Source organism: Streptomyces sp. NPDC001381 (assembly GCF_042895685.1).
Lineage (GTDB): Bacteria > Actinomycetota > Actinomycetes > Streptomycetales > Streptomycetaceae > Streptomyces.
The window spans coordinates 70,037-82,928 of sequence record NZ_JBIAWO010000016.1 but is presented as its reverse complement, the minus strand read 5'-3'; the positions used below and the strand labels follow the sequence as shown (position 1 = coordinate 82,928).

Below are 12,892 nucleotides of genomic sequence, written 5' to 3'. Positions count from 1 at the left end.
CCGGCGCGGGGCGGGCCCGGGGGCGGTTCGGGGTCAGCTCTCCAGGGCCATACGGACGCCCAGGAGCAGCAGCACGCCCCCGGAGACCTGCTCCAGCCGCCGGCGGACCCCGGCGCGGGACAGCACGGCCTTCATCCGGCCGACGAACCACACGTAGAGGCCGTAGTAGCCCACCTCGTACACGGCCCACAGGGCGGCGAGGCCCACCATGGCCGGCAGGTGCGGGGCGCCCTCCGGGACGAACTGCGGCAGGAAGGACAGGGCGAAGACGGCGGCCTTGGGATTGGCGAGGTTCAGCAGCAGCCCGGCGCGGTAGGAGGCCCAGCCGCTCTTCTCGCCGGTCTCCCAGCCCTCGGCGTCCTCGCCGCCGTCCTTCTTCATCCGGCGGGCCTGCCGGAGCGCCTGGACGCCGAACCAGACCAGGACGACCGCGCCGACGACGCGCATCACGTCGTACGCCATCTCGGAGGCCGCGAGCAGGGCGGTCAGGCCGAACGCGGCCACGACGCCCCAGACGAAGACACCGGTCTCGTTGCCGAGCACGGTCAGCAGGCCCGAGCGGCGGCTGCGCAGTGACTGCTTGATGATCAGCACGGTGCTGGGCCCGGGCGAGGCCGCGATGAGGGTGCAGGCGCCGAGGAAGGCGGGGAGGGTGCTCAGCATGGGCACATGGTGGACTCGGGGCGCCCGCCGTGGCCAGTGGTTTGGCGGGGGGGGACCCACGGCTGCCCGCCGGTGTCCCCCGGGCGGTCGGGCCACCCCCGCGCCGGGTCGGCCGGGGTCAGGTCCCACGCCGGGGACGACCGCGTCGGCCTGGTCGTCGCCGGCTGGCGCCGGGCGGGACCGGCCGGCTCGTCGCCCTCGCCGTGGTGGTCGCCATCACCGTGCGGCCGGCGGCGATGCGCCCGCCCGCGGCGGACCGGCGCGATCAGGGGTGGCGTGCGCGTCCGGTACAGGACCGGGCGGGAGAGCACGGGCGCCGCTCACGCGCGCGTGGACAGCGCCTGCGCCAGTGCCCACGCCGCGCCCGTCGGTGTCCCGGCGTGGACGAGTTCGGTCCGGTGGACGACCCGGGGCTCGGTGACCGGGACGGCGACCGTGCCCGGGACGCCCGCGGCCGCCGAGCGGGGCAGCAGCGCCAGTCCGTGGCCGGCGGCGGCCAGCGCCGTCAGGAGCCGGACGTCGGTGCCGTCGTAGCGCAGGGCGGCCCGGAAGCCGTGGCCGCCGTTCGCGGCGCGCAGCTGCGGCAGCGGCAGGGCCGTGTCGGGGGCGTCGAGCCAGCGCGCGTCGGCGAGGTCGCCGAGGCGCAGACCGGCGCGGCGGGCCTGCGGGTGGGTCGCGGGCAGCAGGACGCACACCGGTTCCTCCGCCACGCCGTACGTCGTCAGGGGCGCCACGTCGGGCAGTCGGAGCGGGTCGCTGGGCGCTGCCAGGCCGTCCACCAGACCGAGGTCGGCGGTGCCGGTGGCGACGGCGGCGGGGACGTCGTCGCGGGCGAGGACACGCAGGGTCACCCCGGCGGGCGGGAGCGCGGCGAGCACGGCCGGGCCGAGAGCCGTCGGCGAGGTGGCCAGGCTCAGCCCGTGCGCGGGCGCGGCCGCGATCCGTACGACGTCGGCGCGGGCCGCCTCCAGGCGCAGCAGCAGCGGGCCCGCGTGTTCCAGGAGCCGTTCGCCCGCCGCCGTGGGAGCGACGGGACGCCGGGTGAGCAGCGGTGCGCCCAGGTCCTGTTCGAGGGCGGCGATGTGCTGGGAGACCGCCGACTGGGTGTAGCCGAGTTCCCGCGCGGCCTCGGAGAAGGAGGCGAGGCGGGCGACGGTGACATAGGTGCGCAGGAGGTGCGGGTCCATGCGCCCAGGGTCTCATCAGTGATGCTGATGGAGAGTGCAGGAATCATCGTTGGACGTGAACTCGCGGGGGCCCGCAGGATGAGGGACATGACCGACAGCGCAGCTCAGATCGCCACGGTCGCCCTGGTCGGCGACCGCTCCCCCAACGTCGTCTCGCACAGCCGCGTCCCCCTCCTGCTGGACGCCCTCGCCACCCGGGACCGGCTGGTCCTGGACGCCTACTGGATCCCCTCCGAGGACGCCGAGGACGCGGACGCGGTGCGCGGCTTCGACGCGGTGTGGGTGGTGCCGGGCAGCCCCTACCGCAGCGAGGCGGGTGTGCTGTCCGCCATCCGTACCGCGCGCGAGGAGGGCATCCCGTTCCTCGGCACCTGCGGGGGGTTCCAGCACGCGCTCCTGGAGTTCGCCCGGAACGTCTGCGGGCTCCCGCACGTGGCGCACGCCGAGAACGACCCCGACGCCGACGACTTCCTCATCGAACCCCTGGCCTGTTCCCTCGCCGGACACGAGGACACCGTCCTTCTGGAGCCGGGTTCGCTCGCCCACGGCCTGCTCGGCGCGGAGCGCACGGTCGAGCGCTACTCCTGCCACTACGGGCCGTCCCGCCACCTCGACACCCTGCGCACCCACGGCCTGCGCTTCTCCGGCCACGACGAGGACGGCCGGCCCCGGATCGCCGAACTCCCCGGCCACCCGTTCTTCCTGGCCTCCCTCTTCCAGCCGGAGCTGTTCGGCGACGGCTCGCGCCCGCACCCAGTGATCCGGGGCCTGGCGCGAGCCGCGGTCGGGCACGCCGCCGGGAGGCAGCCTCAGCCCGTGTGACCCGACAGATGGGGTACGGGTGGCGCGGGCGGCCGGTCCGGCAGGAAGCCGTGGGCGCGGCGGCCCAGGTAGGCGGCCTTGTAGCGGTCGACCTCGCGGTGCCAGTGCAGAATGCCCGCCAGCCAGTTCTGCAGGTCGGTCACATAGTTCCCCATGGCCTCGCGGGCCTCGGCCGACAGTCCGAAGTCGTCGTACAGGACGGGCAGTTCGTGCGCGACGACGTGCTCGAACTGCCGCATCCGCTGGGTCATCAGGTCGTGGACGATGCCCAGCGCGGTCGGGTAGTCGCAGCCGAAGAAGTTCTGCACGACGAGGATCGCGTTGTGCATCTCGCCCTCGTACTCGATCTCCTTCTGGTACGAGAAGACGTCGTTGGTCAGGCAGGCGTAGTCCACCGCCGCGTTCTCCAGGGCGCGGACGACGCCGCTGCGGTAGACCTCGGGCGGGACGGCGGGGCCCTGGCCCATGCGGCACAGGCTCAGGGTGAGGTCGGAGCCGAAGGTGGCGCGGCGCATCTCCAGGTAGTCGACCGGGTCGGGGACGCGGTTCTGGAGCTGGTTGGACAGCTCCCACACCCAGCTCTCGGTCATCGTGTCGACCGCGTCGCGCAGGGTGCGCCGCTGGCCCGGGGTCATGCCGGCGGTGGTGCGGTCCCACAGGTCGATCAGGCCGCGTTCCATGCCGTTGACGGGGACGACGGGCGCCGGCTCGCCGTCGACGGGCATGCAGGCCGACAGGCGGGCCGTGGTGAGGCGGGCGGCGGCCAGGTCGCGGCGGCCGCCGAAGACCAGCGGGTAGTAGTCGTCGCCGTAGGTGCCCCAGGCGAGCCACTGGGCGCTGAGGTCGAGGGCGTCGGGCGTGGCGTCCGGGTCGAGGCCGGCCGAGCACAGGGGGAGGTCGTAGGCGGCGAGTTTGTCCTCGTCCCAGACTCCTTCCTCCAGCATGCCCATGCGGTGCATCCAGGCGGTCAGCCGCGGACGGCACGCCGCCAGGTGCGGGCTGAGCACGACCTGGTAGGGCATGTGGAAGTCGGGCAGCAGTGACGGGCCGACCTTCTGGAACGGCACGTGCGCGTACGCCCGGAGTCGCTCCGCGGCGGCCGAGGCGAGCAGCGCGACGACGTCGGCGGCGGCGGTACCCGGGCCGGTGAGCCGCTGCCAGGGGGCGCCGGAGGCCGCGCCCTCGTTCATGTAGCGGCTGGAGCGCAGGTGCCACTCGTGGCCGCCGGACTGCCAGTCCTGCAGTCCCTTGGCGTACGCGGCCACGGCGGCGACCTCGTCCGGCCGCAGGCCCTTCTCCAGGGCGAGCGCGGGGAATTCGGTGAAGGCGGTGTGCTCGAACTGGTGGAGGCGCGAGGTGAGGATGTCGTTGACGGTGTCGGCGGCCTCCTGGGTGGTGCAGCCGAAGAAGGTCTCCAGGACCAGCACGCCGTTGCTGTTCTCCCCCTCGTCCTCGACCTCGCGCTGGTAGGAGAACAGGTCGTTGCGCAGGTGCACGGCGTCGGAGAAGGTCTCCATCAGCACGCGCAGCGGCCGCGTTCCCGCGACGGCCGCCGGGACCTCGGCGGTGGCGTACTCCACGAGGCCCGCCGACCAGGGGGCGCCGCCCACCTTGCGGCGCATCTCGATGTACTCGACGGGGTTGGCGATGCGCCCCTCGTCGATGTTGGACAGCTCCCACATCGACTCGTTCAGCAGATGCTCGGTCGCGACGGCGAAGCGGCGGCGCCAGTCCGCCGACATGGCCGGCACGGTCCGCGCCCACAGGTCCTTCAGGCCCGCCTCGACCGGGTTGAGGGGGTCGGGCACCGGTGTCGAGGGGTCCAGCGGCATGAACAGCGGGAGCCGGTCCAGATGCGCCTTGCCGGCGGCGCGGTCCGGGGTGCGCTTGAACATGTCGAGGAAGTGGTCGTCGAAGAAGAACACCCACACGTACCAGTCGGTGATCAGCGACAGGGCGGGGCCGTCGCAGTCGGGGTGGGTGTAGGCGCAGAGCAGGCCGTAGTCGTGCGCCTCCAGGTCGGCCTGCTCCCAGATCCCGGACCCCTCCAGCATGCCCATGTCGCGCGCCCACCGGGTCGAGTGGGCGCGTGCCTCCTCGACGTGCGGGTTCAGCCGCGCGGGATGCGGCAGGTAGAAGTGCGGGAGTTCGAACGGCTGCGTCATGGCCGGGCCCTACCCGGGGGCCCGGACGGACATCCGGACGGCGGCACATGATCACACCATCGCGTGAACCGGGCGGAAGGGCGTGCGGGGCACGGGAGCGGCGCGCGCCCACGCGCTCTTGCCGGAGCCCGGACGCCGGTCCACCGTGGTCCCATGCCCTCCCTGGAGACCTTCGAGCTTCCTCATGAGCTGCACGGCGACGGCGCCCACAAGGTGTTCGCGGTGCACGGCTGGTTCGCCGACCGGTCCGCGTACGCGCCCGTCGTGCCCGACCTCGACCGGACGGCCTTCCAGTACGCGCTGGTGGATCTGCGCGGCTACGGCGGGGCGCGGGACCTCGGCGGCACGTACTCGACCGCCGAGGCCGCGGCCGACCTCGTGGCGCTGGCCGACCGGCTCGGCTGGGAGCGGTTCTCGGTCGTGGGGCACTCGATGGGCGGAGCGGTCGCCCAGCGGCTGCTCGCGCAGGCCCCGCACCGGCTGCGGCGGCTGGTCGGCGTCTCCCCCGTGCCGGCGTCCGGGCTGGCGCTGCCGCCCGAACAGTGGGAGCTGTTCGCGGACGCGGCGCACAAGGCGGGGAACCGGCGCGCCATCCTCGACGTGACGACGGGCGGCCGGCGCCCGGCCGCCTGGCTGGACCGGATGGTCGCCCGTTCTCTGGAGGTCAGCGACCCGAAGGCGTTCCGGGCCTGGCTGGACTCCTGGGCCCTGGAGGACTTCCACGACCGGACCGAGGGCTCGGCCGTTCCCGCGCTGGCGGTGACCGGCGCCCTGGACCCCGCCCTGTCCGCGGCGCTGATGCGTGAGACGTGGCTGCGCTGGTACCCGCGCGCCGAGCTGTACGAGCTCGCGGCCGCCGGGCACTACGCCATGGACGAGACACCGCTGGAGCTGGTCCGGGTGTGGGAGGACTTCCTGCGGGCGGACACCCCCGTATGACGGCCGGCCGGCCGGCGCCCGTGGCGGTGCCCGAGGTGTTCGACCCCCGGCAGTACGCCGCGGGTGTGCCGTACGGCGCCTACCGCGTCCTGCGCGACCACCACCCGGTGGCGTGGCAGCCGGAGCCGGAGGTGCTGGGGTGGCCCGCCGGGCCGGGGTTCTGGGCGGTGACCCGGCACGCGGACGTCGTACGGGTGCTGAAGGACTCGGAGACGTACTCGTCGTGCCTCGGCGCGACGCAGATCCGGGACCCCGACCCGGGCGACCTGCCGTTCATCCGGCGCATGATGCTCAATCAGGACCCCCCGGCGCACGGGCGGCTGCGGCGGCTGGTGAGCCGGGCCTTCACCCCGGGCCGGGTCGGCCGGTTCACCGAGGTGGCCGCGGAGCGGGCCCGGACCCTGTGCGCCCGGGCCCTGGCCCAGGCCCGGGCGGCGGACGGGACGGCCGATCTCGTGACCGCCGTCACCGACGAGTACGCGCTGCTGAACCTCACCGACCTGCTGGGGGTCCCGGAGGACGACCGCGGCCTGCTGCTGCACTGGACGCGCCGGGTCATCGGCTACCAGGATCCGGACGAGGCCGGTCCCGGCCGACGGGACACCAGCGGCCGGCCGGTGAACCCGCGGTCGCCCGCGGCGCTGCGGGACATGTTCGCGTACGCGCGCCGGCTGGCCGAGCACAAGAGACGCCACCCGGCCGACGACGTGCTGACGACCCTCGCCCAGGACGCCGAACTCGCCGACGGCGAACTGGAGATGTTCTTCTTCCTGCTCACGGTCGCGGGCAACGACACGGTCCGCAGCGCCGCTCCCGGCGGACTGCTGGCGCTGGCCGGACACCCGGAGGAGTACGAGCGACTGCGCTGCGGCGCGGTCGAACCGGGCCGCGCGGTGGAGGAGTTGCTGCGCTGGCATCCACCCGTCCTCACCTTCCGCCGTACCGCCGCCCGGGACACCGAGCTGGCGGGACGGCGGATCCGCGCGGGCGAGAAGGTGGTCGTGTTCCACGCCGCCGCCAACCGGGACGAACGCGTCTTCGCCGACCCGGACCGGCTGGATCTGTCCCGGGCGCCGAATCCGCACGTGTCCTTCGGCGACGGTCCACACGTCTGCCTCGGCGCCCATTTCGCGCGGCTCCAGCTGACGCTGCTCTACGCGGAGGTGGTGCGGACCCTGCCCGTGCTGCGGCCGGCCGGGCCGCCCCGGCGGCTGGTGTCGAACTTCATCAACGGCATCAAGTCGCTTCCGATGCACGTGACGTGAGGCCGCCGGCGGTTCACCGGCGCACCTGGATCAGCGCATGGGTGCCGCCGGTCCGCCAGCGCTGCTCCTCCGCCGCGACGAGGTCGGACTCGGTCTTCGCGGTCAGGCCCGTGATCACGTCGGACTTGAGGGTGCGCAGCGCCGCGACCGGGCCGGGGAAGTACGCGGTGACGTCGGCGAAGGGGGTGGTCGGGGGCCAGAGCCGGTCGCCGACCAGCCGGCGGTAGTTGAGGTCGCCCTTGACGACGGTCAGGGTGGCTGCGGCGAACTCCGCGCGCAGGTCGTCCGGCATGTTTTCGTACGGCAGCGGGGCCGCGGCGAAGGGGTGGGCGCGGACGGTGAGGGTGCCGTCCGCCGTCGCCGCCCACAACGCGCGGCCGTACACGGCGGCCTCCCCCGGGGCTGCCGTCAGCTTCCGCAGCGCGTCCACGACGTCGGCCGGGGTGGCGTCGGAGACGTAGTACGGGTACGGCTTGACGTGCAGGACGACCCGGCCGGCCCGGCCGTGGGCGAGGAGGTGGGCGGCCAGGAGGAGGTCGGGGATCAGTTCACGGCCCGCGTTGTCGGCGATCAGGCAGACGGTGCCGGCGGCGTCGCCGGCGGCCGGGAGCAGCGACCACAGGGCGTCGCTGTCGTCGGCGACCAGTCCCGGGACCGCGGCCCGGCTCCCGGACCCGGCGTCGGACAGGCGGAAGCCGAGGTCGGCGCGGTTGCCCCACAGCGAACCCAGCAGCAGGGCCTGGGCCGACTCGTCGGCCGGGCGGCCCCGGAGGGCGTCGAGCGCGGCCAGCTCCTCGCCCGTCCCGGGGGCGTCGAGCTCGGCGAGCTTGAAGGGGCGGAACGGGTCGATGCCCTGCCAGGGGCCCGGGCCGAAGTAGCCGACGGCGTGCAGGAGGCGGCGGTAGAAGTAGCTCTCCGACCACAGCCAGGGCACGTCGAACCAGGACCGGCCCGTGCTGGCGCCGAGTCCCCAGTCCCGCCAGCGGTCCCCGTCGTGCGCGTCGGCGGGAAGCGGTTCGATCACGCCGTTCAGGCAGCTCGCCAGCAGCGCGTCCAGAGCGCCGCGCACGCCGGGGTCGTAGGGGAAGGCGTCCCGTACCTGCCGGATGATCGCCGGGTGCCGTTCGGCCAGGACGCCGTGCGGGAAGGAGCCGGGTTCGCCGCCGAGGATCACGGGGGGCGGGGCAGGGGTGTCGGGCATACGGCTCACCGTATCGCCCGGGCCGTTCCACCTGGCCGTTTCCCCGCCCGGCTCATCCCACCATGATCTCCCGCTCCAGCCGGGCCGCCAGGCTGAGATAGCGCGGGCGGCGTGGCACCGGCACCAGGCCCCGGATCAGGACGTACCACATCTCGGCCATACGGCGCGGCAGCCGGGTGGCGGGCTCGCGGGAGCGGCCCACCACGCGGGTGCCCACGAAGAAGCAGACCAGGGAGTGGGCGACGGCGTCGACGTCGACGTCCGCGTGGATGTCCGACTCCTTCATCGCGCCCATGAGCCGACGGGTCATCAGCTCCAGCCACTCGGTGAACGGGTGGCGCAGCGGCGGCTTGACCGGCACTCCCCCGGTGGCGAGCCGGAGCCCCGCGCGGGCGATCGGGCCCTCGACCGAAAGCCGCGCGAGGCCGAACGTGAGGCGCATCAGCGCTTCGAGTGCCGGATAGCCCCGGTCGTCGATCTCGCCGGCGACCCGGCGTGACGCCTGGGACTGCAGCTCCATGATGGCGTGGGCGAGGTCCTCCTTGGCCGCGAAGTGGAAGTAGAGGGCGCCCTTGGTGACATGGGCGTGCTCGACGATCTCACTGAGGCTGGTCGACTCGTAGCCGTGCCGGTCGAACAGATCGGCAGCGGCCGTGATGATCGTCGCGCGGGTCTGCTCGGCGCGTAACTGCCTCGCCATCGACTGGACTCTCCTGGGCCGGTAAAGAACGGGTCATGCCGTTTGTTTCTTACCCCCAGTACACAATAGCTCACCGTGCGGCGGTACTCACCAGGCACTCGAAGACCGTCGACTCCCCTTGTGTGCCGACGACTTGGACATCGGTGTCATGACCGCCCTTCGCCTCGATCCAGATGGGTTCGTCCAGCTCGGCGTACCGGTGGAAGAGCGCGTGGTACGCCACGGGTGACCGCCCGTCGGCTCCGAGCAGCCGGGCGGCCTGGCGGGCCGCCTCCAGGAGCAGCATGCCGGGGACGTGGTCCAGGGGATGATCGAAGAAAACGGGGTGTGCGGTATCTACTCGCAGCTGCCAGCGGTCGGAGCCGGCCGTCGGGGAGAGCACCACGTCGGCGGGCAGCGCGCGGTCCACGGCGTCCGGCGGCAGCCCGGCCGGCAGGGGTATCGCCGTCACCGAGCCGGGGGTGCGGCCGCCGCGCAGCCGCCGGTAGACGGGCGCGGCGACACAGGTGAAGGCGACGTCCGCCGTGGCCACCCGGTCACCGTCGCGCAGCACATGGGCGGTGTAGCGGGCACCCGCGAGGCGCCGGCCGCGGTGCTGGACGTCGGTGAAGACGAGCTCCACCTCGGGCTCGGCCGGGAGCGGGCCGACGTGCAACCGCCCCGCGAGGGTGGTCACCTGGAACTCCTGCATCACGAACTGGTGGTCCAGGGGCACGTCGTACTCGGTGTGCGTGATCAGGGTGCCCGCCTGCCGGATCGTCTCGACGACGAGCAGCGGGTCGTATGCGGACCAGTCCGGAGACACGTGTAATCCATGTGCCCGGGGCCACTGGGAGGAGACCGAGAACCGGTCGTCGCCGGTGCGCCGCCAGCCGGTGAGAAGGGTCTCCGACAGGGCCGCGCGGTGCACCAGTTGGCGTGGCACGGTTGCGGTCAGGGACGGAGCGTCGGCAAGCTGCCGCGGTCGAGTCATGTCTCTCCCTACGGTCCCCCGAAGGCCACGGCAGACGGCGAACCGTCCGCTCCGGTAAGCGTTAGAGTACGAGGCGACCGGTTTGTTTTCAATGAGATCAGTCGACGGCATCCTATGATCGGGCCGAACTCGCGGGCGATCGCGGGGCATCCGGCCAACTCGCTGCCGTTAAGGGGCTCTTATGGCGAAACAGGAGCGCGCCATCAGGACGCGCAGGGCGATCCTGGAGGCGGCCGGCGCGGTCTTCGACGAACACGGCTACACGTCCACCACCATCGCCATGGTCCTGGAACGCGCCGAGGTCACCAAGGGCGCCCTGTACTTCCACTTCCCGTCGAAGGAGTCGCTCGCCCAGGCGGTGCTCGACGAGCAGGTGCCCTTCGGCTCGGTGCCGCCCCAGCCCTGCAAGCTCCAGGAGATCGTCGACATGACCTTCGTGGTGGGCCAACGGCTGCTCGACAACGCCCTGTTGCGGGGCAGTGTGCGGCTCGCGGTGGACCAGGAGACGCCGTCGGGGATCGATCACGGCGAGCCGTTCCGGCAGTGGGCGCAGCGACTGAACAGCCTGCTCGAACTGGCCCGTGAGCGGGGTGAGTTGCTGCCGACGGTGCGGCCCCGGGAGACCGTGGAGCTGCTCGTGGGCTCCTTCACCGGCATTCAGCTGATGTCCCGGGCGCTGTCGGACCGCGCGGACCTCGCCGACCGGTTGTCGGTGATGTGGGCGCACATGCTGCCGAGCATCGCCGTGCCCGGTCTGCTGCCCCGGCTGGACACCCGGGCCGACCGGGGCGCGCGGGTGCTGGCCCGGCTGGAGGAGCGGGCGGCCTCCTGAGGACGGCGTGCGGCGGGCCGGCCGGTGTCCATCCACACCGGCCGGCCCGCCCGTTCATGTCGTGCGGGGATGTCCCCGCGACGGTGTCAGAAGGTCAGCTTCCACCCGTTCAGCGTGCCGGTGTCCTGCGCGGCCACGTCCTGGACCTTGAGCTTCCAGGTGCCGTTCGCGGTCTCGCCGGAGGCGTCCACCGTGTAGGTGGTGTTGACGTTGTCGGCGGAGTCCGAGGAGCTGGAGGACTTCAGGCGGTACGTCGAACCGTCCGGCGCGACCAGGTCGACGACCAGGTCGCCGCGGTAGGTGTGGGTGATGTCGACGGTGACCTTCAGGGCCGAGGGCGCGTTGCCGCTGAGTCCGCTGACGGCGAGGGAGGAGGTGATCGCCGAGCCGTTGTCCGGGATGGCGACCGCGGTGGTGCTGGAGAAGGTGGTGCCGCCGGTCGAGCCGCCGGAGCCGCTCACGGCCGCCACGGTCTTCGCGGCGTCCGCCAGACCCGCGCCGCAGCCGCCGGAGCAGGCGCCGGGCAGCGCGTGGGCGTTGTTCTTGATCGCGGTCTCGATCTGGGCCGGGGTGAGCGAGGAGTTCGCCGCCTTCACCAGCGCGACCAGGCCCGCGATGTGCGGGGTGGCCATGCTGGTGCCCTGGTAGTAGGCGTACGACTCGGAGGACGGCGTCTTGGTGCCGGAGTTCAGCGTGGACAGGATGCCGTTGGCGGTGCCGGTGCTGGTCTGGCCGCCGGGCGCCGAGATGTCCACCAGGGAACCGTAGTTGGAGTAGGACGCCTTGGCGCCGGAGCGGTTGGTCGCGGCGACCGAGATGACGTTGTTGCAGTTGCCCGGCGAGTGGTTCGCGACGTTGTCGTTCTCGTTGCCGGCGGCCACGACGACCGTCGTACCGCGGTTCACGGCGGCGTTGATCGCGCTCTGGGTGGCCGAGGTGCAGGCGCCGTCGCCGCCCAGGCTCATGTTGATGACCTTGGCGACGTTGGAGTTGGCGGGCACGCCGGAGACGGTGCCGCCGGACGCCCAGGTGATCGCGTCGATGATGTCGGAGTCGTAGCCGCCGCACTTGCCGAGGACACGGACCGGGGAGATCTTCGCACCGTAGGCGATGCCCGCGACGCCCTTGCCGTTGTTCGTGACGGCGGCGATGGTGCCGGCCACGTGGGTGCCGTGCCAGGAGGAGTTGGAGGCGGGGATGCCCGAGCCGCACTCGTTGGCGGCGTAGTAGTCGCCCGGGTCGGCCGGGTTGCTGTCGCGTCCGTCGCCGTCCACCGAGACGGCGGTGTCGGCGATGAAGTCGTAGCCGCCGACGATGTTCGCGGCGAGGTCGGTGTGGGCGACGTAACCGGTGTCGATGACGGCCACCGTGACGCCGGTGCCGGTCGAGGTGGACCAGGCACCGGGCACGTTCATGCCGGCGGTGGCCTCGAACAGGTCCCACTGCTTGGCGTACTCGGTGTCGTTGGGGTCGGCCTTCGGCTTGTTGAGGCGGTCCGGGACCACGTAGGCGACCTGCGGGTCGGCCTGGTACCGGGCGACGACGTCGGCCACGTCCGCCCTGGTGAGGTCCTGGCCCAGGTCGACCAGGGCCGCACCGGTGCCGAGGCGGCGCCGGAAGTCGACGTCCTCGCCGGCCGCCTCGCCCTTGGCGGCGGCGTCGGCCTCGGCGGCCGCGTTCGACGTGGCCTCGGTGGCACCGGACTTGTAGCCGACGATGAGACGCTCGGCCGGGGTGCCGGGCGCGGCCTCGGTCTGCGCGGCGGGCACGGCGGCGGGGGAGGCGGGCTCCTGCGCGGCGACCGCGGAGGCGGTGGAGGCGGCGGTGAGGAGGGCAGCGGAGACGGCGGCGGCGGATATCAGCTTCCGCCGGAGAGCGGGTGAGGTGCGCAAGGGCGTGCCTTTCGTGGCCCGCTCCGGGCAGCGCGGAGCGGCGGTCGATTCGCTTCGGCGTCGAAGCGGCGGGGGGTGGATCGCGGGGGCCGGCCAGGCTTGGGGAGGCGGACTCGAACAGGGGTTACCCGTGGGTCAGCTGTGGTGGAACGATAGGCAAAGGGATGGTCATCCGGATACAGGGGAAACCCTCGATCCGGCCGGAAACCCACCCTTGACGAACGTGAAATGGACGTCGGTGGGCACAACTGGG

The 12,892-nt window shown here is 73.0% G+C and carries 11 protein-coding genes; 4 read left to right on the top strand and 7 right to left on the bottom strand.

The window, feature by feature from the left end:
- Positions 1 to 33 precede the first annotated feature (33 nt).
- Together ACFY2L_RS37195 and ACFY2L_RS37190 are read right to left on the bottom strand one after the other, a co-directional pair.
- Positions 34 to 663 carry a LysE family translocator gene (locus ACFY2L_RS37195; RefSeq protein ID WP_390662077.1) on the bottom strand — a complete coding sequence of 210 codons (630 nt, stop codon included), beginning with the start codon at positions 661 to 663 and terminating at the stop codon, positions 34 to 36.
- A 320-nt stretch (positions 664 to 983) separates the two neighbouring features.
- Entirely contained in the window at positions 984 to 1,850 is an 867-nt protein-coding gene (locus ACFY2L_RS37190; protein ID WP_390662076.1) for a LysR family transcriptional regulator, read from the bottom strand.
- 87 nt (positions 1,851 to 1,937) lie between these two features.
- Here ACFY2L_RS37190 and ACFY2L_RS37185 point away from each other — a divergent pair, with 87 nt between their 5' ends.
- Entirely contained in the window at positions 1,938 to 2,672 is a 735-nt protein-coding gene (locus tag ACFY2L_RS37185) for a hypothetical protein (protein WP_390824544.1), read from the top strand.
- Here ACFY2L_RS37185 and cyc2 read toward each other — a convergent pair.
- Complete coding sequence (gene cyc2, locus ACFY2L_RS37180) at positions 2,660 to 4,837, bottom strand: germacradienol/geosmin synthase Cyc2 (protein ID WP_390662074.1); 2,178 nt, start codon at positions 4,835 to 4,837, stop codon at positions 2,660 to 2,662. The genes ACFY2L_RS37185 and cyc2 overlap by 13 nt on opposite strands.
- 162 nt (positions 4,838 to 4,999) lie before the next feature.
- Between cyc2 and ACFY2L_RS37175 the strand changes: the two genes are divergently transcribed.
- Positions 5,000 to 5,776 carry an alpha/beta fold hydrolase gene (locus ACFY2L_RS37175; protein WP_390824558.1) on the top strand — a complete coding sequence of 259 codons (777 nt, stop codon included), beginning with the start codon at positions 5,000 to 5,002 and terminating at the stop codon, positions 5,774 to 5,776.
- Positions 5,773 to 7,041 (top strand): cytochrome P450, encoded by a 1,269-nt coding sequence (locus ACFY2L_RS37170; protein ID WP_390662073.1) that lies wholly within the window; start codon positions 5,773 to 5,775, stop codon positions 7,039 to 7,041. The genes ACFY2L_RS37175 and ACFY2L_RS37170 overlap by 4 nt, the downstream gene beginning before the upstream one ends.
- A gap of 13 nt (positions 7,042 to 7,054) precedes the next feature.
- On the opposite strand, the gene ACFY2L_RS37165 is transcribed toward ACFY2L_RS37170, so the two are convergent.
- The 3 genes from ACFY2L_RS37165 to ACFY2L_RS37155 form a co-directional block, all read right to left on the bottom strand.
- The gene (locus tag ACFY2L_RS37165; protein WP_390824543.1) at positions 7,055 to 8,242 is read right to left on the bottom strand and encodes a damage-control phosphatase ARMT1 family protein; all 1,188 of its coding nucleotides are present in this window, start codon (positions 8,240 to 8,242) and stop codon (positions 7,055 to 7,057) included.
- Positions 8,243 to 8,294: 52 nt separating this feature from the next.
- A complete protein-coding gene (locus ACFY2L_RS37160; protein WP_390662070.1) occupies positions 8,295 to 8,942 on the bottom strand; it encodes a ScbR family autoregulator-binding transcription factor in 648 nt (215 codons plus the stop codon).
- Positions 8,943 to 9,012: 70 nt separating this feature from the next.
- Positions 9,013 to 9,915, bottom strand: a complete 903-nt coding sequence (locus ACFY2L_RS37155; RefSeq protein WP_390662069.1) for a ScbA/BarX family gamma-butyrolactone biosynthesis protein — start codon at positions 9,913 to 9,915, stop codon at positions 9,013 to 9,015.
- A gap of 181 nt (positions 9,916 to 10,096) precedes the next feature.
- Between ACFY2L_RS37155 and ACFY2L_RS37150 the strand changes: the two genes are divergently transcribed.
- Positions 10,097 to 10,747, top strand: coding sequence for a ScbR family autoregulator-binding transcription factor (locus tag ACFY2L_RS37150; RefSeq protein WP_390662068.1), 651 nt, complete (start codon positions 10,097 to 10,099; stop codon positions 10,745 to 10,747).
- Between the two features lie 86 nt (positions 10,748 to 10,833).
- On the opposite strand, the gene ACFY2L_RS37145 is transcribed toward ACFY2L_RS37150, so the two are convergent.
- Positions 10,834 to 12,639: a S8 family serine peptidase gene (locus ACFY2L_RS37145; protein WP_390824542.1), complete on the bottom strand. Its 1,806-nt coding sequence runs from the start codon at positions 12,637 to 12,639 to the stop codon at positions 10,834 to 10,836.
- Positions 12,640 to 12,892: the final 253 nt, after the last annotated feature.

Coding starts and splice junctions, on each gene's coding strand:
- cyc2 (WP_390662074.1), bottom strand. CDS start 4,837: ATGACGCAGCCGTTCGAACTCCCGCACTTCTACCTGCCGCATCCCGCG.
- ACFY2L_RS37160 (WP_390662070.1), bottom strand. CDS start 8,942: ATGGCGAGGCAGTTACGCGCCGAGCAGACCCGCGCGACGATCATCACG.
- ACFY2L_RS37170 (WP_390662073.1), top strand. CDS start 5,773: ATGACGGCCGGCCGGCCGGCGCCCGTGGCGGTGCCCGAGGTGTTCGAC.
- ACFY2L_RS37165 (WP_390824543.1), bottom strand. CDS start 8,242: ATGCCCGACACCCCTGCCCCGCCCCCCGTGATCCTCGGCGGCGAACCC.
- ACFY2L_RS37195 (WP_390662077.1), bottom strand. CDS start 663: ATGCTGAGCACCCTCCCCGCCTTCCTCGGCGCCTGCACCCTCATCGCG.
- ACFY2L_RS37185 (WP_390824544.1), top strand. CDS start 1,938: ATGACCGACAGCGCAGCTCAGATCGCCACGGTCGCCCTGGTCGGCGAC.
- ACFY2L_RS37190 (WP_390662076.1), bottom strand. CDS start 1,850: ATGGACCCGCACCTCCTGCGCACCTATGTCACCGTCGCCCGCCTCGCC.
- ACFY2L_RS37155 (WP_390662069.1), bottom strand. CDS start 9,915: ATGACTCGACCGCGGCAGCTTGCCGACGCTCCGTCCCTGACCGCAACC.
- ACFY2L_RS37150 (WP_390662068.1), top strand. CDS start 10,097: ATGGCGAAACAGGAGCGCGCCATCAGGACGCGCAGGGCGATCCTGGAG.